We start from the raw sequence: 18,317 nt of genomic DNA on the forward strand, positions 1-18,317 counted from the left end.
AGTTTATTCAAACAAAAACTGAAGATCCTGTGAAAGAAGAAAGCAAATAAGCAAGCGAAAAAGGAAGAAGAAAACAAAAAAAAGGAAGAAGAAAACAAAAAAAAGGAAGAAGAAAACAAAAAAAGGAAAGAGAAAACAAAAAAAGGAAAGAGAAAACAAAAAAAGGAAGAAGAAAACAAAAAAAGGAAGAAGAAAGAAAAGATCCTGCTCCCCGGAACTAGAGAAAATTCCCCTCCAGCTTCTTTAGAACTTGTTTACCCGTATTGGTAAGGATGTACTTTTTCCACGTGGTTTTTTCAGGAGTTAAACATTCAATTAACCCCTTATTTTCAAACTCTTTCAGGGCTCGACTGATATTCTGGGTAGACCTTTGAGTCTCGTGGGCAATATCGGAAGCTTTCACTATATTATGCTTTTTCATGGAACCCATAAGTATCAGCCGTCGGTCAACGCTGACGACCCACCTAAGAAGCTCATCGAGAGAGTCTTCATTCATATTTTTCATCACACTTTTTCTAGTGAACATAAGCAGCCGCATGGTATTTAAAATTTAATCACCCCGAATTCCGGGAACTCAGGGAGAATTGAAACGGGATAGCAGCCAGGCAGGCACTCCAAAGCAGCAGTTAGCCTGAAAAGGATAAGAATGGAAAAAAGTAGATGGGAACAATCAACAAAAAAAATCAATAAAAAACCAGTAAAGAAAAATCAATAAAAGCAGTCAACGAAAATCAATAAAAAACCAGCAAAAAAATCGGTGAGGAAAAAAGTCAGCAAGAAAAAGAAAAATGAAAAAAGAAAAAATCAGGCAAATTCGGAAAGAATTGCCTTGATTTCTTCAAAGACCACGTTGATGTCTGTGGTGCCGTCGAGAGTCCTTAAGATGCCCGTTTCATCATAGTATTCGATGAGGGGCTGGGTCTGCTTCTTATAGACATCAAGGCGGTTCTGGACAGCATCTGCAGTGTCATCGGCGCGCTGGTAGATTTCAGCGCCGCAGGCATCGCAGATCCCGTCTTTTTCCGGCGGGTTGAAGGTCTTGTGGTAGCTGGCTCCGCACTTGCACATGAGGCGGCCACTGATCCTTTCGACCAGGTCCTCGTCCGGGACTTCGAAGTTGAGGACAACGTCGATGGGCTTTTCAATTTCTACCAGGATTTCGCCAAGGGCGTCAGCCTGGGGGATAGTTCTGGGGTAGCCATCCAGAATGAAGCCGTTTTCACAGTCAGCTTCCGTCAGGCGGTTCTTGATAATTCCGATCAGTACCTCGTCGGGAACCAGCTCGCCCTTGTCCATGTATGACTTTGCGGCGAGGCCCAGTTCGGTTCCTTCCCTGACGTTTGCCCGCAGAATGTCGCCTGTGGCGATCTGCGGGATCTTGTAGAAATCAACCAGTTTTTTGGCCTGGGTGCCTTTCCCGGCACCCGGGGGCCCAAAGAGTATAATATTCATCCGAAGATCCCCATTTTTTGCAATTATATTTATTATTTTCCTGATTATGCTTTTAGTTTATTGCTCGGTTCCTTGCTGCAGGTTTTAAGTTATCAACCCTTACTGTTCTCCGAAGAAAGACCTCATCAGCGGGTGCATCTCCATCATCTGCTCCGAGGCGATATCCTCGTACAGGCGGTAGACGATACTCACAGTCAGTAGCAGGCCCGTACCCCCGGCACTTCCAAGCGTACCGAGCAGACTTGCAACCAGGGTCAAAAGCCCAATGAAAGCCCCACCGATAACGGTTACCTTGGGGATGTAGCGCTGCATGACCTTTTCAATGCTCCCGATATTCCTCCTGAACCCGGGGATCTGCATTCCTGAATTGAAGATCTTCTGGGCTGTTGGCTTGGCACCCATGCCCGTGGTCTCGATCCAGAAGAGGGCAAAGATAATCCCGCCTCCGATCAGCATCACGGCGTCGGCAAAGACGTGGAGCCCGATCTGCCAGATAGCCGGAGCGGGAGCTCCATACCCTGCGAAAGATTCCCGTACAAGGGACGGGATCCAGTCATATGGGCTGTGGATGGGAGCCAGGTAGTACATAATCCCGTTAAGCGGCTTCGAACCACTGAATTCTCCAAAGAGCGTTATCCCTCTGCCGTAGAGGATGATCCCGATCATCTGAACGTTAGCCTGAAGGGCTCTGACAAGGATCATGGGCAGAACGGATGCGTATATGAGCTTAACAGGGAAGCGGCCCCTGGCACCCCTCACCGCGCTGTGGGCAAGAGGGATCTCGATTCTTGTACTCTCCACAAAGACCACGAGCAGGAAGATGATAACCGTACTCATGAGTGCAAGAATACCTCCCCTGACAAGCAGGAACATCAGGCCCTCGCCGGAGAAAAGGTAATCTGCCCCAACATTCTGGGCGATGTAGATCCACTTGGGGATCAGGCCTACCGGAAGTCCGGAAGAATCAAGCTGCCAGTTAAAGATCCCTGTAACAATCTGCTGAGAGATTCCCGCGACGATGAAAAGCCCGACACCGGAACCGATACCCCACTTGGAGACGACTTCGTCCATGAAAAGGATCAGGACGCCTCCCATGAAGATTTGTATGAGGAGCAGTAAGGTGATTACTCCCAGGCCTACACCAAGTGCAGCAGCAAGCCCCGGGTCCGGCTGGATATACCCACCAAGAAGCTGCGGCAGAGCTTCCAGAAGGATCATGACAAAGACAAGGAACTTCTGAGCTCCCTGGAAGAATGCCTGATCTTTCGGGTCCGAGAGATTAAGATTGATAATGTCCGCCCCGACAAGGAGCTGCAGGACAATGGAAGCCGTGACGATCGGACCGATACCGAGGAGGATCAGTGACCCTGAGGCCCCGGCAAAGAAAGCACGGTATGATTCAAAAAGGTCGATCGAGTCCTGGGACATTCCGAAAAGCGGCACATTTGCTAAGGCAAAGTACAGCATCAGTATCCCAAGGGTCCACCACAGCTTATCCTTAAAATGAACATGTTTTTCAGGACTTGCAACTGCAGGTAACTTGTTAAAAAGCGGCTCTAACGTTTCCCTGAGAGTCATCGATTACACCATTTCAGAAAGTACAATTATTTTAACAGTTGGATGCTTCTGACTTGACATTTGTTGGATTTTCGTATAAAACACTGCTATATAACTTCGTATAAAACACTTGCTATATAACTTTGTATAAAACACCTGTTACATAACTTAGCATAAAACACTTGCTACATAACATATCTTATATGAAAAAGTAACTGTTAAAAAGAATGGATAAGTAATGTCAATACGACATTACTTATTCGGCATCAATACAGCTACCGCCTGCGTTTTCTATCTTTTCGCGAGCAGTCGCTGAGAATTCATCGGAAGTAACCGCCAGGCTCCTGGTGACATGTCCGCTCCCAAGTACCTTCTCAATTCCGAGAGTTTCAAGGTTGATGTGGTATGTTCCGTCCTTGATTTCTGCAAGTCCTTCTTCAACAAGATAGGAAGCAAGTTCGTCAAGTTCGCCCACATTCACAATGGAAACATCCCTGAGCACTTCAGCAGGGCGTTTGAAGCCATGCTTACCGTAGCTGTACCCCCGCTGGAGAGCCCTTACGAAATGGTGTTTACATCCACCGGCTTTCCCACGGCCTCCGCGGTTTCCGGCTCCACGTCTGTTCTTTGTGGTGCCGCCTCCGCAGGTCCGGGATCCTCTAAACTTCTTTGTGTTCATTCCAACCACCTTATCTCATCTTGTGCAGGAGCACGGTGATATCTTCCCCGTGATTTCCGAGAGCGCCACCCTGCTGCACAGACCTTTTGATACCCATGTGCCCTTTTCTGGGCGGGTGCAGCCTGAAAACAGGCTTCAAATTGGGGATATCATTAAGGCTGGCCTTTCCTTCGATTACTGCTCCGGCAAAGGCTTCAATGGAATCATACTCGGTGTTTTCCTTCACGTATTCCTCGGTCAGGCGGGCTCCGCCCTCGAGTCTTCCGCGGTTCTCAAGGATTCCAGCAAGCATCTCTGCATCGATCTTCCCGTATGCAACGTAGTCCTTGACCTTCTGGATCATACCCTTGTAATGAGGGTTATCGGGCACGATCACACAGTGGTTGACCCTATGAAGACGAAGCATCTTCAGGGTGTCCTCGATTGTATAACGGACATTAACCGGGCCTCTCAACCTCACAATTGCATACATTTCAGGCTTCCTCCTTACCGTAGTTTGCAGGCAGCCTCATAACGTTGACCTGGGCCAGAGCGTCAAAAGTAGCCTTTGCGAAGTTAAGGGTCGTCCGGGTTGTTCCGAAGGTCTTGGTCCAGACGTCCTTGATTCCGGCCTTTTCCAGCACCTTGGTGGCCGTGTTCCCTGCAGCGATGCCGAGCCCTCTCGGGGCCGGGATCAGGGTAACGGTCACACTGCCGGCTTTCCCGCTGACCTCGTAAGGCACAGTGTGTGGCAGCCCGCAGGCACATTCCCAGGACCCGCAACCTCTGCGGATATAGGTAATGTTGAGCTTTGCAGCGTCTATTGCCTTGCGGATGGCAGGTCCTACCTGCACATCCTTTGCCTGCCCGAGCCCTACATATCCGTCTCCGTTCCCGACAATGACGGTTGCCCTGAACTTAACACGACGTCCGGAGTCAGTCATCCTCTGGACCATGTTGATGTCGAGCACCTCGTCTTCCAGGTTCGGAAGCAGCATATCAATAATCTGGGGTTCCCTGATCGGAAGTCCGGACCTGATTGCCTCTTCCATAGAAGCAACCTGTCCTTCGACAACTAATTTTCCAAGTCTGGTTTTAGGAACCCATTCGTCCTCGTATGCCATCTAATCACCTTAACTAAACTCAGCAAAGATTTTCTCTTTGGTTGCTTCAAACTGCTCTGGCAGGTCTGAGCTCTCTTCCCTGTACGCTGCAACATGCTCTCCCCGGATCCTTTCCTCGGACGGGAAAATGTCAGAGTTGCAGGGGACTTCGAACCCGGCATCCACAACACCCTTAAGAGCAGCATAGACCCTGGAACCTGCAGAGGAAGCCTGGAGCCCGATGTCGAGCACGCCTCCTTCATAACCATTCTGCAGGCTCTTAAGCCCGAATAAAAGCCCTGTAAGGTATGCAGCCGTTGTGTTCCCTGTAGGCCCTGTATAGCCATACTTTGCAAGTTCACTTGAAACAGCTGTGGAATGGGTCATGTCCCCTTCGAGGGTTGGAGCTATCAACTGGATTTGCATGTTTCTCGCACTCTTCCTGACGACCACACGGTCCTGCTCGGAGAGCAGGAGTTTGAGACGCAGGTGGTAATTGGTGCGACCTTCCCTTCTTCTTCTAAAAGGAACCTTATATCTTGGTCCTGTAGCCATTATAAGCCCCTCCGACTTCTTAATTTTCTTTAATTATCAATTTTTCGGCCTCAAGGTGGGACTCAAGGTGGGCAACACTCCTGTATTCGCCGCCTTTTGCCTTCCTGTAGAGCCTGCAATACACAGACTTGTCGAGAGACTCGTCATCACGCAGTTCCTTAAGTCTTCTCCGAAGAGCCCGAATCTTTTTGACCCACTGCTCTTTTCTCGAGTTGCGAGCCCCTTTCTTACCCTTGCGCGAACCGTGCCCTTTGCGGTGCCCGTATTTGCGCTTTTCATCAACGACTCTGGCTCTTCCACGGCTGACTCCTCTGATAGGCTTTGCTTTAATCGTGCCTTTCTCGATGAGCCCGCGGAGGTCTTCCCTTGTGATTGCAGAGGCGATCTCTTCGGAAGCTTCAGGATCAAACCAGACCCTGTCAAGCCCACAGCCAAGAACCTTGGAAGCAAGTTTTCTCTGGTTGGAAAGGTTTGACATCTTCACTCACCTCTGCCAGGGTTCAGCACCTTGATACTGAGTTCTTCGGCCTTTGCCAGAATCATGGCTTTCTTTTTCGAGCCGACCTTACTTGCAATTCTGATGGCCTCGTAAGAGGGATCAACAAGCTCGAGATCTGCTACGGTAACAACCAGTACATCCGCATACCCGGAAGGGTGCAGGCCCTTTACAGCGGTCGGGCTTCCGAACCCTACCTGGGCAACGGCACCTTTTCCGAGGTATTTTCTGCGCTGCTTGCCCTGAAGACCTCTAGGGCGCCTCCAGTTAGAGTCAAGCCTCTTGAACTTGTGGCTGCAGGTCCTCTTAAACTGGGGTTTCTTCCCTTTCTGGACCTTCCTAACATTGAATAAACGCTTGGATTCAGGGTCCATATCCAGGGTGGAAACTGGAGTAACTTCATTTTCTTTGATTTCTTCTGCCATCATAACCACCTTCAGGCCTTATCAACAATGTAGATTCCATCCTGGAAAACCCTGGGATCGAACCGCTTGATCTTGGTAACCTGCTCGATGTTTGCGGCAGTCTGCCCGACATCTTCCTTGCTGATTCCGGAAACAATTACTTCGTTTCCACTAACCTTTACCTTGGTCTCGCCGAGGACCCTTGACGTCCTGGGCTTCTTCTCTCCAAGGAAGTTACCAACAACAAACTGGCTGCCTTCGACCTTGACCTGCATCGGAAAGTGAGAGTACACGATAGTCATCCTGTACTCAAAGCCCTCGGTTACACCTTTAATCATATTTCTAATATGAGAGGAAAAGGTTCCTACCATGGCTCTTTCCTTTCTCCGGGGAGATACAGCGTCCACGAGAAGTTCGCCGTCATTGATTTCAATGTTAATCCCAGGATACCAGAGTCTTCTTTCAACGGACCCCTTAGGGCCCGTGGTGGTAAAGACATTCTGGGAGCAAGCTATTGTAACTCCCTCGGGAATGGCGATTCTTTTTGCGATTTCCTTTACCATCTTTAGATCCCTCCCCGATCAGTATACATAAGCCAGAAGCTGCCCGCCGATATTTTTCTCACGAGCATCGTGCTGGGACATAACCCCGTTTGAGGTGGTTACGATGAGCGCCCCGAAGTTCTTTGCCGGAAGGAACTGCTTTTCCCAGCGCTCAAAATTGTCAGTACCAACGGAATACCGCGGCTTGATTGCACCGCATTTGTTGATTTTCCCGGCAAGGGTTACATCATAGACCCCGGCCTTTCCGTCATCAACAAACTCAAACTCCCCAATGTAGCCCAGGTCCTGCATAACCTTCAGCACATTGCCGATGGTCTTGGAAGCAGGCCTGACAACGCAGGAGCTCTTTCCAACGGCTTCCGCATTCTTGATTGTGGTAAGGGCGTTTGCAAGAGGATCAAGTAATACCATGTTTCATCACCTCATGAATACTTCTCGAAGCCCATGTCGTGGGCCATCTCCCTGAAACAGTGCCTGCAGAGGTAGATCCCGTACTTACGGACAAGGCCCTGCTTTCGGCCACACCGTTTGCACTCGTTTGCACCTCTTCCGAAAATCTTCTTGGTCTGTACCATATTACACGACCTCCACACCATAACTTTCGTTCAGGAAAACAATCGCATCATCCACAGTAACTCTGTGGGATGTCGGAATCTTCCGCTTTGCGATTCTTCTCTTGTTAATCCTTTCTCCCGGGCGCTTGAGCACAACGGTCACGTCCATTCCGAAAACCCCGATGTTCGGGTCATATCTCATTCCCGGAAAATCGGTGTGTTCCTCAATCCCGAAGGAAACGTTTCCGAGGGAATCGAACTGGTACCTGTTCAGGGTCTTCTCAACGATCTCGAAAGCAGTTTCAAGGAACCCCTGGGCATTCTGGTCCCTGAGAGTTACTTTACAGCCAATGGGCTCACTTTTCTTGATCCCGAAAGCAGGCAGGGTCTTTTTGGCATGACACCGCACGACTTCCTGACCGGTAATGCTCCTGAGGATGTTTTCGGCATCCACAAGGTGCTGCCCGCTTTCTCCTACGCCCATATGGACGATAACCTTCTCGACCATTGGAGTGCGCATGGGATTAGTCACTGATCTCACCACCGAGGCGGATCTCCGGCTTGTCCTCACCGATTACGATAACATAATCTTCAATGGTGTCAAAGTCCGTATCTCCGGAAATTGTAACCGTGTTGTGCCTGGAACTCTTGACTTCCCGGATATCCTTGATCGTTCCGATTTCCCCGGAGTGCTGGCCGCCTACAACCATTGCCAGGTTTCCAACCTTGTACTCCAGACGTTTTACGACCTGCTTGCCAGGAATGGACAGAATCAGAGAGTCCTTGGTCCTGTAATCATTAGACCCGAAGATGTTGGTCCCATCGCTGAGGTTAAGCTGCACCTGACCACCCTTGATGGTAGTCTTGTTGTCGATTCTGCACAGCTTGTTTACAGTAGTCTCGCTCAGTTTGTGGAGAATGAGGCGTCCCTTTTCGTCCTGGAGAACCCTAAATGCCTCGTTCATGAGCGGGATTGAAATAACGTCAAAGAGCCCTACCGGAAACTTAAGTTCCTTTCTGGGGATCCCGTCCACCAGGATCTTGCCTTCAGCAAGAATCCTTTTACCTTCCTTGCGGTTATCCGCAAGCTTAAGTACGTCCCGGATAATGACTCCAAGAGGAAGACTGCGTGCCTTGCTGTGGGGTCCCGGGCGGGTGGCGGTAACCCACTTGTTGGCTTTCTTTCCAACTTTCCAGCTTTTTGGAATGGATAATCTTTTCTGGTGTGTCACAAAATCACCTGCCTCACTTCTTTATGCTCGATACTCTCCGCGGATCGTCCATTTCCAGCTTCGTGATCAGTACGTTGGAGGGATAGATCGGCCTTGAGACTTCGGTACCATCCACCTTTGTGGAAATGACACCGTCAACTGAAATCGTTCCATCCTTCAGGGATACGGACTGGACTTTTCCTTCCTTTCCTTTGAAATCCCCGCGCATGACTTTCACGGTGTCGCCGGTGACGACTGCGGCACTCCTTGTGCCATACTGTTTGGTAAGTTCATCGCTGAGCCTTGCACCCATAAAACTATGTCTCTTGTGGAGAGGGGCATTGTACCTTGACTTTCTCTGCTTTCTTGGCAGTTTTGAAACCATCCTCACCACCTCAGACAATTATGGATGCGGTTGTCCCGATTTTCGGGAACCTTTCAGCTGCTTCCCTGGCAACCGGACCCTTGATGTCGGTCCCTTTCGGGATTCCGCTTTCGTCCGTGATCACCATGGCGTTGTCCTCAAAAGAAACGTGCAGACCATCAGGCCGACGGAACTCCTGCTTCTGGCGAATCACCACGGCAAGGAGGATTTGCCTCCTCATTTCGGGTGTGCCTTTCTTCACGGACACAACGCACATGTCGCCGATTCCTGCACAGGGCATCCTGTTCTTGACTCCGCGGTATTTCTTAACGGATATGATCTCAACAACCTTGGCCCCGGTGTTGTCTACACAGGGAACCTTGGCCCCGGCATTCAGGGCTCTTGGGATGTTTGAGCGAATCCCTCTCATTGGGGGACCTCCGCTTTGACGACCACAAATGATTTTGTCTTGCTGATTGGCCTGCATTCCGCAATAGTGACGATGTCACCAATTTTTGCGCCAACGCAAGGCGGATTGTGTGCGTGAATCTTCGAGCGTCTCTTTTCGTATCTCTGGTATTTCGGCACCATTTTCATATGCTGCCTTTCAATAACTACCGTATTGTCCATCTTGCTGCTGACCACGGTTCCCACAAGGATCTGGCCTCGAACCGGGAGTGTTCCGTGGAAGGGACAGTATAAATCGTCACATTCCTCTGATGGCGCCGGTATGTTTAATCCAATGTCTCTTGCCATGAGTTTAGCCCCATTTGCGTAACTTCTTAATGTTCTTGATCCGATTTTCGGGTTGTGAGAGCAACAGGTTTCCCTGAATTTTGACGAATATATCGGATCTGCGGCCTTTTTCTGAGAGCTCGGCAGGGATCCGGAAGATAAATTCCGAATCCGCCTTTGGGATATTCAGTTCCCGGGACTTCGAATCTTCCACGATAAACATATTTTTCGTTTCGTCAATTACCCGTCCCCGGGTTCCTATCATTGCTAGATTAGTGGAATGAATTACCTTAACTTCAAGCCCTATCAATTCGTGATAAGGAAGAGTAGAAGGCAGTATTTCCACATCAGATATCATTTAACTCATGCTGGATAGTCTTTATCCGGGCAATCGTCCTTCTGATTTCCCCGATCCTGCCCGGGTTATCCGGGGCTCCGCCGGCAGAGGTGAGGGCGCGTTCCCTGACCAGTTCATTGTTAAGATTTTCCAGCTCGTCAGCCCTTTCTTCGACTGTCATGGTCCGGATGTCTTTGGTCCTCAGAATTGCCATTATTCCTTAGCCTCCTTGTGCACACGTGCCATTGGATGCCAGTAGTCATAGCTTTCATGCTTGTGCTGCCAGACGCCGTTGACCTGCCTGCGAACCTCGTCCGAACCTTCAACGTAAATGAGTTCGCTTTCCTCGCCCTCTTCGCCCTCTGCGGGCATCTCAGGCTTGGCTTCCTCAGTTACGGTTGCTTCGGGTTTGGTTGCTTCGGGTTCGGTTGCCTCTTCAACAACTTCCGGTTCTGCAACTTCAGCTGCTTCTTCAACAACCTTTTCGACTTTTGCGGGAGCTGCTTCGGCTTTCACAGACACTTCTTCTTTTTCAGCCGCTTTCACTTCAGGAGCTTCCTCAGGGACTTCGCTTGATTCTTTGACCCTGTAAGAGTCAGGAAGCACAACATCCGGATGGATGATCCGGACCTTGCAACCCAGGGTCCCGAGTTTCTTGACTGCCACGGCAAAGCCTTCGTCCACCAGCTCTTCGGCAGGTTTTCCGGAGTGTTTAACGTAGCCGTTAACGAACTTTTCGACTCTTGACCTTGAACCTGTGAGCTTACCGGAGATCACGATTTCGCAGCCGAGGGCTCCAGCGCCCATAATAGCCCTGATGGTGTTGTGTCCGGCTTTGCGGAAATACCAACCTCTCTCAATGGAAGATGCAAGCCGGGATGCCATCATCTGGGCATTCAGTTCCGGCCTTTTGACTTCCTGAGCATCGATCTGCGGGTTTTCCAGATTATACTTGATCCCGACATCCCGGGTAAGTTTCCGGATAACCTTTCCGGCCTTCCCAATTACCATCCCCGGCTTTTCGGAGTAGATAACGATCTGGGTACCCATGGGAGTCCGGTTCAGCTCCATGCCACCGTATCCGGCCCTGCTGAGCTGTTTAGCAAAATACTCATCCATGGAGGCCTTAACATACCCATCATTGACGAACTTTTTCTCAACTGCCATTTAGCGCACCTCGGAAAGAACCATCTCAATATTTACAGTATCTGTGTTTTTGGGAGTGGCCCGGCCCCGGGCTCTCGGAATGATCCCGTGGATCACCCTGCCGCGCTGCACGACCGTGTGGGCAATGTACATCTGACTGGGTTCAAGACCTTTGTATTCGGCGTTGCTCTCTGCGTTCTTGAGAATCTTTAAGAATTCTTTGGAAGCATTGACCGGATACCTGCCTGCTGCCATAGGCCCTTTCCTGTGTCCGGCTCCATCATGGTGCCTTTTGAAGGGTACGGCCTGCTTCAGGGCGATGACATCCTCGAGGAACTTTCTTGCCTCAACGGTTTTCATGCCCTTGATCTTGCAACAGATTTCTCGGGATTTCTTAGGAGAAATGTGAAGTTCGGAGCCCATTGCCTTGGAGGTCTTTTCAGGGTCCATCTCGACTGAATAATTAATTTTTGCCATTCCCTTTCACCTCACTTCAGCGGAACAAACCTGCTTGAACGGGTTGCACCGACACCTGCACTGCCGTGGGAAACCCTTGGCCGGGTGGGTGCGAACTCTCCGAAGCGGTGTCCGACCATTTCAGGCTGGAACTCCACACTTACGAATGTTTTTCCGTTGTAGATTTCGACCGTCGTTCCGATCATTTCCGGGAAGATGATCATGTTCCTGTAGTGAGTCTTGACATTCTTTCCTTTCTTGAACTCGTGCAAGACCTTCTTCTGCCCGTCGGTAAACCCGCGCTTAATGCTCCGGCGTTCCCTGGAGGGCAGAAGCTCTGCAAACTCTTCAATGCTCAGCTTCTGAAGTTCTGCAATGGTCTTGCCGCGATAAGTGTACTCACCCTTTCTTTTCGGTAACCTTGATGCTGCTTTTCTTGCCATAATGAATACCCCTTGTTCAGCGCTTCTTTCCGGTCCTTCTTGCTGCAATCAACCCGACCTTTTGTCCAGGCGGGGCGTTTCTGCTCACAGTGGTCGGTCTAGTCGGATGCTTACGGTTACCCCCACCATATGGGTGGTCAACCGGGTTCATGGCAACTCCAGATACCCTGGGATATTTTGCAGCTCTTGTCTTCATCTTGTGGTACTTTTTCCCTGCCTTGAGCCAGGGCCTGTCCACCCTGCCGCCGCCGGCAACAATTCCGATAGTTGCCCGGCACTTGGGGTTCAGCCACTTGATGTTTCCGGAGGGCAGTGACACAGCTGTTCTGGTTTCTTCGTGGGTTACAACCGTTGCGTACACTCCGGAGGAACGGACGAACTTGCCTCCGTCATTAGGTTTGGATTCAATGTTGCAGACGAGGAAACCTTCCGGCACGTTTCCGATGGAAACAATGTTACCGGGTTTGATCTCGACGTCGTCTCCGCAGAGAACCTTTGTCCCGACGGAAATGCCTTCTGAAGCCAGAAGGAAGAGTTCTTCCCCGTTTTCAAAGGCTACTTTTGCGATGGGAGCGGAACGGGCAGGGTCGTGTTCGATCCCGATTACTTCCCCTCCGAGGATGGTGTTTTCATCCACGCGGGGGTGCCTCAGCTCTGCTTTGAATTTATGAGAAGGAGCTCTGTAGGTCGGAGTGCCTCTACCCCTGTTCTGTGATATAAGCCGTTTACCCATACATCACACCTCAAATAAGTCCTATTCGGGTAGCAATCTCGTGGGCCGCTTCGGTCCCCTCAAAGGTCAGGATTGCTTTTTTCATACCCTTCATGGTGGTCATGGTCCGCACGGAATTTACTTTGAACCCGTACAGCTTTTCAACTTCCTCTCTGATCTGGTACTTGTTTGACCTTGTGTCCACGATAAACTGGAGCTTGTTATCGTCCAGCAGCATCATCGCTTTTTCTGTGACAAAAGGATATTTGACGGAATTCATTGGAATGCGCCCTCCAGTTTTTGAATTGCGGATTCAGTCCAGATCGTAAGGCGCCCTGCATGCGTACCGGGTGCGAGCATTTCAGCGTTCAGTGCATCCACTGTGACGGTGTCCACTCCCGAGAGGTTTCTTGCTGCCTTGAGGATAGGAGCATTTTCCCCTGCTACGATCAGGAGACTCTTTTTGTGCTTGTATTTCCTGCCTCTGAGCTTCCCGCGGCCTGCCCGGATGTGTCTTCCGTTCTTTGCCCTGAGAACATCTCCGTAGACGCCTGCAGCTTCAAGGAAATCTATAACCTGCTTTGTCTTTTCAAGGCTTTCAAGAGCGCTGTCCGCAACGATCGGAAGTTCGGCCTCGTAAATGTGGCCTCTCAGGCTCACAAGGGTCGGGTCCCGGGTTGCTGCGATTGCAGAGCGGATTGCATAGCGGCGTTCCTTGGTGTTGACCTTCTCGGTCCTGTCGGCTTCGGGTTTTGGTGGGTGTGCCCTTCTTCCGCCCTTTGCCTGCGGGACTCTTGCAGCCCTGCTGCCGTTGGTAAGCCTCGGGATCTGCGCGACGCCTCGTCCGGACCCCCAGGACCTTGCAGAAGTGTCCATACCTGAGTAGAGACGGGGACCGTAGGGTTGAAGCCTGTTTGCCTGTGCTGCGAGCACTGCCTTCTTGATCAGGTCAGGACGGTAGTCCACATCGAACACGGCAGGGAGTTCAACTTCCCTGACAACGTTACCTGAAAGATCTATGGTTTTTGCTGTAGCCATATTACATCACCCCTGCTTGGACTCCCTGCTAATGTGGAGAATCTGAGGTTCACCGAGGACGGTTTTCTTTGCCCTGACCGGGTCTCTTAACCTGATCAGCCTCTTGGAAGGCCCGGGCACGCTGCCCTTGATAAGCACATAGTCCCCACGGACCAGCCCGTAGTTAATGAAACCGCCTTCAGGAGTTACTTCCTCGCCGTCGGCCCCGATCTTCAGGATGCGCTTGTTGAACTCGGTCCTCTGGTGGTAACCCATTTGACCCATCTGCGGCACACGCCAGGAGACACGGGACGGATTGAAAGGTCCGAGGGTCCCGACTTGCCGGAGACTGCCCTGACGGGAGTGCTTGTTTTTCTGCAGCTGGATACCCCAGCGCTTTACTGGGCCCTGAGTTCCCTTTCCTGTTGTAATCGCAGCCGTATCAATGATGGTCCCGTTCCGGAACACGTCGGTAACGCTTACAAGAGTGCCCAGAATGGACTTTCCGAACTCGAACTTGGTGGGAAGGTCCTTTGCGGTGATTCCCGTTTCCATGACGTCCGGCTTCTTTTTAGGGACACCGGTCAGGCTCTTTGGAAGAGTGTAGGTGATGGCCCTGATGTCGGAAACCTTGCCTTCTTCAATCAGCGTGTTGATTTTTTCGAGGGAATCATCGGTGTTTCCCGTATCAGGCATTGGCATCCGCCTTTCAAGTTCAGGGTCAAGTTCCGCAGCCCAGGCTTCTGCAATTGCGATTTCACCAAAGCTATCATTCCCGTAAGCCCTGATGGCGGCTACCCTGATTGCAGGAGTTTCGACAACAGTGACCGGAACGGAGATCTCCATGCCTTCAGTCAAACTGTTCTTTACGTCATCAACCATGATAACGTGGGTCATACCCACCTTGTAGCCGGCAAAGCCCTGCAGCCTTGGTTCACCTGTGGCTTCCGGCCATGACCTGAACCTTGGGATGTGGCTCTTGGCCCTTTTACGTGGGCTGAATGCGAGAGAACCTCGATTTGGTCGGTGTACATTTGCCATATTTCTACTCCGTTATGTTTTAATAGAAATACCAGTCCCTCCGGTCGGCACAACCTGAGTGACAAAATCATAAGTCCCGGATTATTTCCGAACGCTGTCAGAGGATTATTTTCCAGACCTGCCTGGCCAGAAAGCCTCGAGCAGGCCAGAGCTATACGCCCTTTGGCACCTTATCCCTTCAGGCATCTGATAGTTCCAATTTCCCTCCTGCCAGCTACTTCAGAAGGCAGCATTGATGGGAGAACTGTATATAATTCCCTGACAAACCCAAATCCAGGTGATTTGAGCCCTGAATTGAAACATTTCAGTCTCTACTAAACGCGACTCACCGAAAACATAAACATTTTCGTGCGATTTTGGGCGCCATTAAGGCGCCAAAAGCGGGCGTTTCAAAGCATTGGCCCTTTGACACTCATGTTGATCCGACGTTTCTCACTGGATAATCTTCACTGCCGAGCACCCACCACAATCAACAGCAGGTGACTCGTATCCCCCGGACGTATCCGGGATGTAAGTGTTAAAGCATCACATTGATCAGTTAAACACTGATTTCAAGCACCCGAAGTGCCTGAAACATCACATGTCGGATGTACTTTGCCCTTAGATATCACATATTGTATATAAAACCTTTGCAGAAAAAGAATAGATAAGGAAAAATAATCAGCAACCATCGTGACAAACATAAAATAATTTTCAACCCGGTTGGAAAGATGACAAGGCCGGGAGACGGCAGACCCGGACCGAACTTGATCAGAAGAAATAGAACACGAGAATTCAACCATATGCAGCCACAAACAACTATAATTCATCCGAAAGAAGTCAGCCAAAAAAATCGACCATATTGAATAGACCGGAACAAATGTAATTTGAGTAGAATGATTCGAGCAGAATGCAGCATAGTATTATATAAGACCACATATTGCGCGAAAAAGTACATAAGTGGAATTGATGCCTGAATATGGAATGCAGCATAGTATTATATAGGACCACGTTTTGCAGGAAAAAATACAAAAGAAAAGAAAAAAAAGAAAAGAAAAAACCGGACCCGCCTCAAAAGCTTATGAGTCCGGCTGTTCCTCTCTGGAAACCCTTTTTGTGATTTTACGGATTTTTCTGCCCCTGAAATTGACCCCGCCTACAAGTGCCACACCTTTCTTTTTCTTTATTGCCCCGGCGTAGGCGCTATCAAAGCTTGCAATGATGATCCTGCCGGCAACCATTTCGATCCGCCCACCGACCCCGACAACCGTTTTCAGGACCTCCTGGATCTGAGGCTGGCTAGCATTATCAGAAATTCTGATCATATGGGATTCTACTGACATGGGTGAAAACCTGGGGTCAATGTTTTTCGAAACTCAGCAATTTTCAGCGGCTTATCCTGCGGGTTATGCTGGATACCCGAAGATTCGGGTCAGGCCTCTCTTTCGAAACCGAAAGGTCGACAGGAATTCGCGGGTTGGCGATAGAACCTGCTCTAGGGCTCTGGTTGAGCACTGTTCCGGGAGCTGCACGAGAATAAATTTCGGAAACCCTCCCGACTTTTATGCCCTCGCGTTCCAGAGTCGCAGTAGCCTTTTCAAAAGGAAGGCCGACAACTCGGGGCACCTTTTTAACCTCGGTTTTCGGAGGTCCCGAAACTTCAGGCTTCTCGACAACCGGAGCTTTTGGTTCGGGTTCACGCACCGGTGCAGACTTTGCAACCACAAGGTCAACAGGAATCTGCGGGTTGGCGATAGACCCGGCCCTGGGACTCTGGTTGAGCACTGTTCCGGGAGAAATCCTGGAAACGATCTCCGAAACCTTGCCGATGTTTACCCCTTCCTTTTTCAGGATTTCAGCAGCTTTTTCAAAAGGTATGCCGGTAACCCGGGGGACTCTTTTGACCTCGGTTTTCGGAGCTAGCGAAACCTTAGCGGGAGCTTCGGTTGAAACCTTAGTTGGGGTCTCGGCGGGAACTTTCAGAGGAGTTATCTGAGGCCGCTTCAGCCTGTCAGACAGAACGCCCTCTGTCCCCTCTTTTTTCATTTCGGTTGAGACCATCAGAAAGATTTTGGAATCCACTTCGGCTTCCGAGCCAGGTTTCAGGCTCTGGGCAAGGATGATCCCGGGTTTTGTATCCGAGGGCTGCCCCCTGACCCCGCCGAGCTTAAGCCCGAACTTATCCAGAGCCTGCTTTGCGCTTTCAAGCTCAAGCCCCAGCAGGTTCGGGACTTTCAGAGAAGAGATTCGGGAGATAATGAGGTCCACTGCAGCCCCGGGTTCGGCCAGGGACCCACCGGAAGGAATCTGGGCTATGACCGCACCCTCCGGGGCACTGCTGTCCTTTTCCAGGACTTCCCCGGGCTTGAAACCTGCTTCCAGGAGTTTGCCTTCGGCGTCCTCTTTTAAGAACCCGACAAGGTCCGGGACTTCCCCGTAAGAAGCTATGTCCGGTTTTTGGGGAAGCGCCTTTACGGAGAACTCTATGATGCTGAGGTTTTCCGGGCTGATGATGTCATCAGCTTTGGGCATCTGGAACCTCAGTTCTTCCCCCTCGAGGGCAAGATTGGTCTTCAGGGTCACGTTCATACTGCTGACACTGTACTTTGTCCCGGATGGCGCCTTTTTGAGCCCCCTGTCCATTTCTTCAAGTGAAGTTTTGAAAGTGCTCACGAGGTTTGTCGGCGATAAGGCAGGCCGGGTCTTCTGGAGCACCGAAATCCTTGATTCGAGTTCCAATTTCTCTCGGGAAAGTTTTGCCACCTGGATTGACAGGGCATCTTTTTCCTGCACCAGGAGAATTTTTTCCTTCAGCAAGCTTTCCGAACTTTCCTTATAGACCAAAGATGCCTTTTCCACGGATTCGAACCCTGACTCCAGCCCTTTGAGGTTATTCAACATGACCGTATAACTGCGGCTATCAATTACCCCCTTCCTTCTGAATGTTTCCAGGTTGTTCCTGAGCTCCTTAATATTCTCCATTCCATTCCTCCTGAAAGGACCTTACTCCTCCCTGACCTTTGAAGAAGCCGGGATGGACACTATTTTAGCCTTGATGCAGCTCGAACCCTGCACATTGTAGCTGTACAGCGAGTTATACGAAGCATTAAGAGGCGCCGCATTCAGGACAGGCTTGTAGCCCCGGACCACATTTTTGGAGTCCCGTTCTTCCTCGAGCTTCACCGTAAGCGACATCTTAAGCTCAAGGTCAACTTCCGGGATGTGGTACCAGGGAGCCTGGACATCATACTCTTTCATTACCTCGTCAGCCTCGATTTCGAGCTGGGTCCTGATGGAGTTACGGTCAAGGGTCCACTGGGTCTCGGCTACGGAGCGCCCAACTTCCCCCAAAAGCTTCGATAGAGGAGTTATCAGTACTTCCTCGATCTCTTCCCCATTTTTAGCCAAATTAACAACTCCTTAGAACGATTATTGCAAAAAAGTGTGCAGGCACAGCCGGACCTCACCGGGCGGCCGTACCGTTGATGCCCCCAACCCTCCGGAAAGCCTTCAACAGCCCCCGGAGAGCCGGGA

The 18,317-nt window shown here is 50.4% G+C and carries 29 protein-coding genes; all 29 read right to left on the reverse strand.

The genetic code is table 11. The features are described from left to right. Positions 1-217 precede the first annotated feature (217 nt). Positions 218-496 carry a sugar-specific transcriptional regulator TrmB gene (locus tag MSMTP_RS13415; RefSeq protein ID WP_048183610.1) on the reverse strand — a complete coding sequence of 93 codons (279 nt, stop codon included), beginning with the start codon at positions 494-496 and terminating at the stop codon, positions 218-220. Positions 497-804: 308 nt separating this feature from the next. Next, positions 805-1,452 carry an adenylate kinase gene (locus tag MSMTP_RS13420; RefSeq protein WP_048180357.1) on the reverse strand — a complete coding sequence of 216 codons (648 nt, stop codon included), beginning with the start codon at positions 1,450-1,452 and terminating at the stop codon, positions 805-807. 99 nt (positions 1,453-1,551) lie between these two features. Then, a complete protein-coding gene (secY, locus tag MSMTP_RS13425; protein WP_048180360.1) occupies positions 1,552-3,030 on the reverse strand; it encodes a preprotein translocase subunit SecY in 1,479 nt (492 codons plus the stop codon). Positions 3,031-3,265: 235 nt separating this feature from the next. Next, entirely contained in the window at positions 3,266-3,688 is a 423-nt protein-coding gene (locus tag MSMTP_RS13430) for an uL15m family ribosomal protein (RefSeq protein ID WP_048180363.1), read from the reverse strand. A gap of 10 nt (positions 3,689-3,698) precedes the next feature. Beyond that, the gene (locus tag MSMTP_RS13435) at positions 3,699-4,160 is read right to left on the reverse strand and encodes a 50S ribosomal protein L30 (RefSeq protein WP_048180365.1); all 462 of its coding nucleotides are present in this window, start codon (positions 4,158-4,160) and stop codon (positions 3,699-3,701) included. A 1-nt stretch (position 4,161) separates the two neighbouring features. Continuing rightward, positions 4,162-4,791 carry a 30S ribosomal protein S5 gene (locus tag MSMTP_RS13440; protein ID WP_048180368.1) on the reverse strand — a complete coding sequence of 210 codons (630 nt, stop codon included), beginning with the start codon at positions 4,789-4,791 and terminating at the stop codon, positions 4,162-4,164. 9 nt (positions 4,792-4,800) lie between these two features. Further along, the gene (locus tag MSMTP_RS13445) at positions 4,801-5,325 is read right to left on the reverse strand and encodes a 50S ribosomal protein L18 (protein WP_048180371.1); all 525 of its coding nucleotides are present in this window, start codon (positions 5,323-5,325) and stop codon (positions 4,801-4,803) included. 19 nt (positions 5,326-5,344) lie between these two features. Next, complete coding sequence (locus MSMTP_RS13450) at positions 5,345-5,803, reverse strand: 50S ribosomal protein L19e (RefSeq protein WP_048180374.1); 459 nt, start codon at positions 5,801-5,803, stop codon at positions 5,345-5,347. Positions 5,804-5,805: 2 nt separating this feature from the next. Beyond that, positions 5,806-6,246, reverse strand: coding sequence for a 50S ribosomal protein L32e (locus tag MSMTP_RS13455; RefSeq protein WP_048180376.1), 441 nt, complete (start codon positions 6,244-6,246; stop codon positions 5,806-5,808). 11 nt (positions 6,247-6,257) lie between these two features. Continuing rightward, positions 6,258-6,788, reverse strand: a complete 531-nt coding sequence (locus tag MSMTP_RS13460; RefSeq protein WP_048180379.1) for a 50S ribosomal protein L6 — start codon at positions 6,786-6,788, stop codon at positions 6,258-6,260. A gap of 18 nt (positions 6,789-6,806) precedes the next feature. Further along, positions 6,807-7,199 carry a 30S ribosomal protein S8 gene (locus MSMTP_RS13465; RefSeq protein ID WP_048180382.1) on the reverse strand — a complete coding sequence of 131 codons (393 nt, stop codon included), beginning with the start codon at positions 7,197-7,199 and terminating at the stop codon, positions 6,807-6,809. An 11-nt stretch (positions 7,200-7,210) separates the two neighbouring features. Continuing rightward, positions 7,211-7,363 carry a 30S ribosomal protein S14 gene (locus tag MSMTP_RS13470; RefSeq protein ID WP_048180385.1) on the reverse strand — a complete coding sequence of 51 codons (153 nt, stop codon included), beginning with the start codon at positions 7,361-7,363 and terminating at the stop codon, positions 7,211-7,213. Between the two features lies 1 nt (position 7,364). Beyond that, a complete protein-coding gene (locus tag MSMTP_RS13475) occupies positions 7,365-7,862 on the reverse strand; it encodes a 50S ribosomal protein L5 (RefSeq protein ID WP_048180388.1) in 498 nt (165 codons plus the stop codon). A gap of 4 nt (positions 7,863-7,866) precedes the next feature. Further along, a complete protein-coding gene (locus MSMTP_RS13480) occupies positions 7,867-8,574 on the reverse strand; it encodes a 30S ribosomal protein S4e (RefSeq protein ID WP_048180390.1) in 708 nt (235 codons plus the stop codon). Positions 8,575-8,587: 13 nt separating this feature from the next. After that, positions 8,588-8,938, reverse strand: a complete 351-nt coding sequence (gene rplX / locus MSMTP_RS13485; protein ID WP_048180392.1) for a 50S ribosomal protein L24 — start codon at positions 8,936-8,938, stop codon at positions 8,588-8,590. 10 nt (positions 8,939-8,948) lie between these two features. Further along, a complete protein-coding gene (gene rpl14p / locus MSMTP_RS13490) occupies positions 8,949-9,347 on the reverse strand; it encodes a 50S ribosomal protein L14 (protein WP_048180395.1) in 399 nt (132 codons plus the stop codon). Beyond that, the gene (locus tag MSMTP_RS13495; protein WP_048180397.1) at positions 9,344-9,673 is read right to left on the reverse strand and encodes a 30S ribosomal protein S17; all 330 of its coding nucleotides are present in this window, start codon (positions 9,671-9,673) and stop codon (positions 9,344-9,346) included. The genes rpl14p and MSMTP_RS13495 overlap by 4 nt, the downstream gene beginning before the upstream one ends. Before the next feature lie 4 nt (positions 9,674-9,677). Beyond that, entirely contained in the window at positions 9,678-10,010 is a 333-nt protein-coding gene (gene rnp1 / locus MSMTP_RS13500) for a ribonuclease P protein component 1 (RefSeq protein ID WP_048180399.1), read from the reverse strand. Further along, positions 10,000-10,203, reverse strand: coding sequence for a 50S ribosomal protein L29 (gene rpmC / locus MSMTP_RS13505; protein WP_048180402.1), 204 nt, complete (start codon positions 10,201-10,203; stop codon positions 10,000-10,002). Before rpmC ends, rnp1 begins: the two co-directional genes overlap by 11 nt. Beyond that, positions 10,203-11,156 carry a 30S ribosomal protein S3 gene (locus MSMTP_RS13510; RefSeq protein WP_048180405.1) on the reverse strand — a complete coding sequence of 318 codons (954 nt, stop codon included), beginning with the start codon at positions 11,154-11,156 and terminating at the stop codon, positions 10,203-10,205. The genes rpmC and MSMTP_RS13510 overlap by 1 nt, the downstream gene beginning before the upstream one ends. Next, a complete protein-coding gene (locus MSMTP_RS13515; protein WP_048180407.1) occupies positions 11,157-11,612 on the reverse strand; it encodes a 50S ribosomal protein L22 in 456 nt (151 codons plus the stop codon). Positions 11,613-11,623: 11 nt separating this feature from the next. Then, positions 11,624-12,034 carry a 30S ribosomal protein S19 gene (locus tag MSMTP_RS13520; RefSeq protein WP_048180409.1) on the reverse strand — a complete coding sequence of 137 codons (411 nt, stop codon included), beginning with the start codon at positions 12,032-12,034 and terminating at the stop codon, positions 11,624-11,626. A gap of 16 nt (positions 12,035-12,050) precedes the next feature. Further along, on the reverse strand, positions 12,051-12,767 hold the full coding sequence (locus MSMTP_RS13525; protein ID WP_048180412.1) for a 50S ribosomal protein L2: 717 nt from the start codon (positions 12,765-12,767) through the stop codon (positions 12,051-12,053). A gap of 10 nt (positions 12,768-12,777) precedes the next feature. Beyond that, positions 12,778-13,026, reverse strand: a complete 249-nt coding sequence (locus MSMTP_RS13530; protein WP_048180416.1) for a 50S ribosomal protein L23 — start codon at positions 13,024-13,026, stop codon at positions 12,778-12,780. Then, a complete protein-coding gene (rpl4p, locus tag MSMTP_RS13535) occupies positions 13,023-13,784 on the reverse strand; it encodes a 50S ribosomal protein L4 (protein ID WP_048180418.1) in 762 nt (253 codons plus the stop codon). The genes MSMTP_RS13530 and rpl4p overlap by 4 nt, the downstream gene beginning before the upstream one ends. Positions 13,785-13,790: 6 nt before the next feature. Beyond that, on the reverse strand, positions 13,791-14,804 hold the full coding sequence (rpl3p, locus tag MSMTP_RS13540) for a 50S ribosomal protein L3 (RefSeq protein WP_048180421.1): 1,014 nt from the start codon (positions 14,802-14,804) through the stop codon (positions 13,791-13,793). Positions 14,805-15,862: 1,058 nt separating this feature from the next. Then, positions 15,863-16,108, reverse strand: a complete 246-nt coding sequence (locus tag MSMTP_RS13545; protein ID WP_197076088.1) for a hypothetical protein — start codon at positions 16,106-16,108, stop codon at positions 15,863-15,865. A 61-nt stretch (positions 16,109-16,169) separates the two neighbouring features. Next, positions 16,170-17,765: a PASTA domain-containing protein gene (locus tag MSMTP_RS18085; RefSeq protein WP_082090625.1), complete on the reverse strand. Its 1,596-nt coding sequence runs from the start codon at positions 17,763-17,765 to the stop codon at positions 16,170-16,172. Between the two features lie 21 nt (positions 17,766-17,786). Next, positions 17,787-18,191, reverse strand: a complete 405-nt coding sequence (locus MSMTP_RS13555; RefSeq protein ID WP_048180427.1) for a hypothetical protein — start codon at positions 18,189-18,191, stop codon at positions 17,787-17,789. Positions 18,192-18,317: the final 126 nt, after the last annotated feature.

This window comes from Methanosarcina sp. MTP4, from assembly GCF_000970045.1.
Classification (GTDB): Archaea; Halobacteriota; Methanosarcinia; order Methanosarcinales; family Methanosarcinaceae; genus MTP4.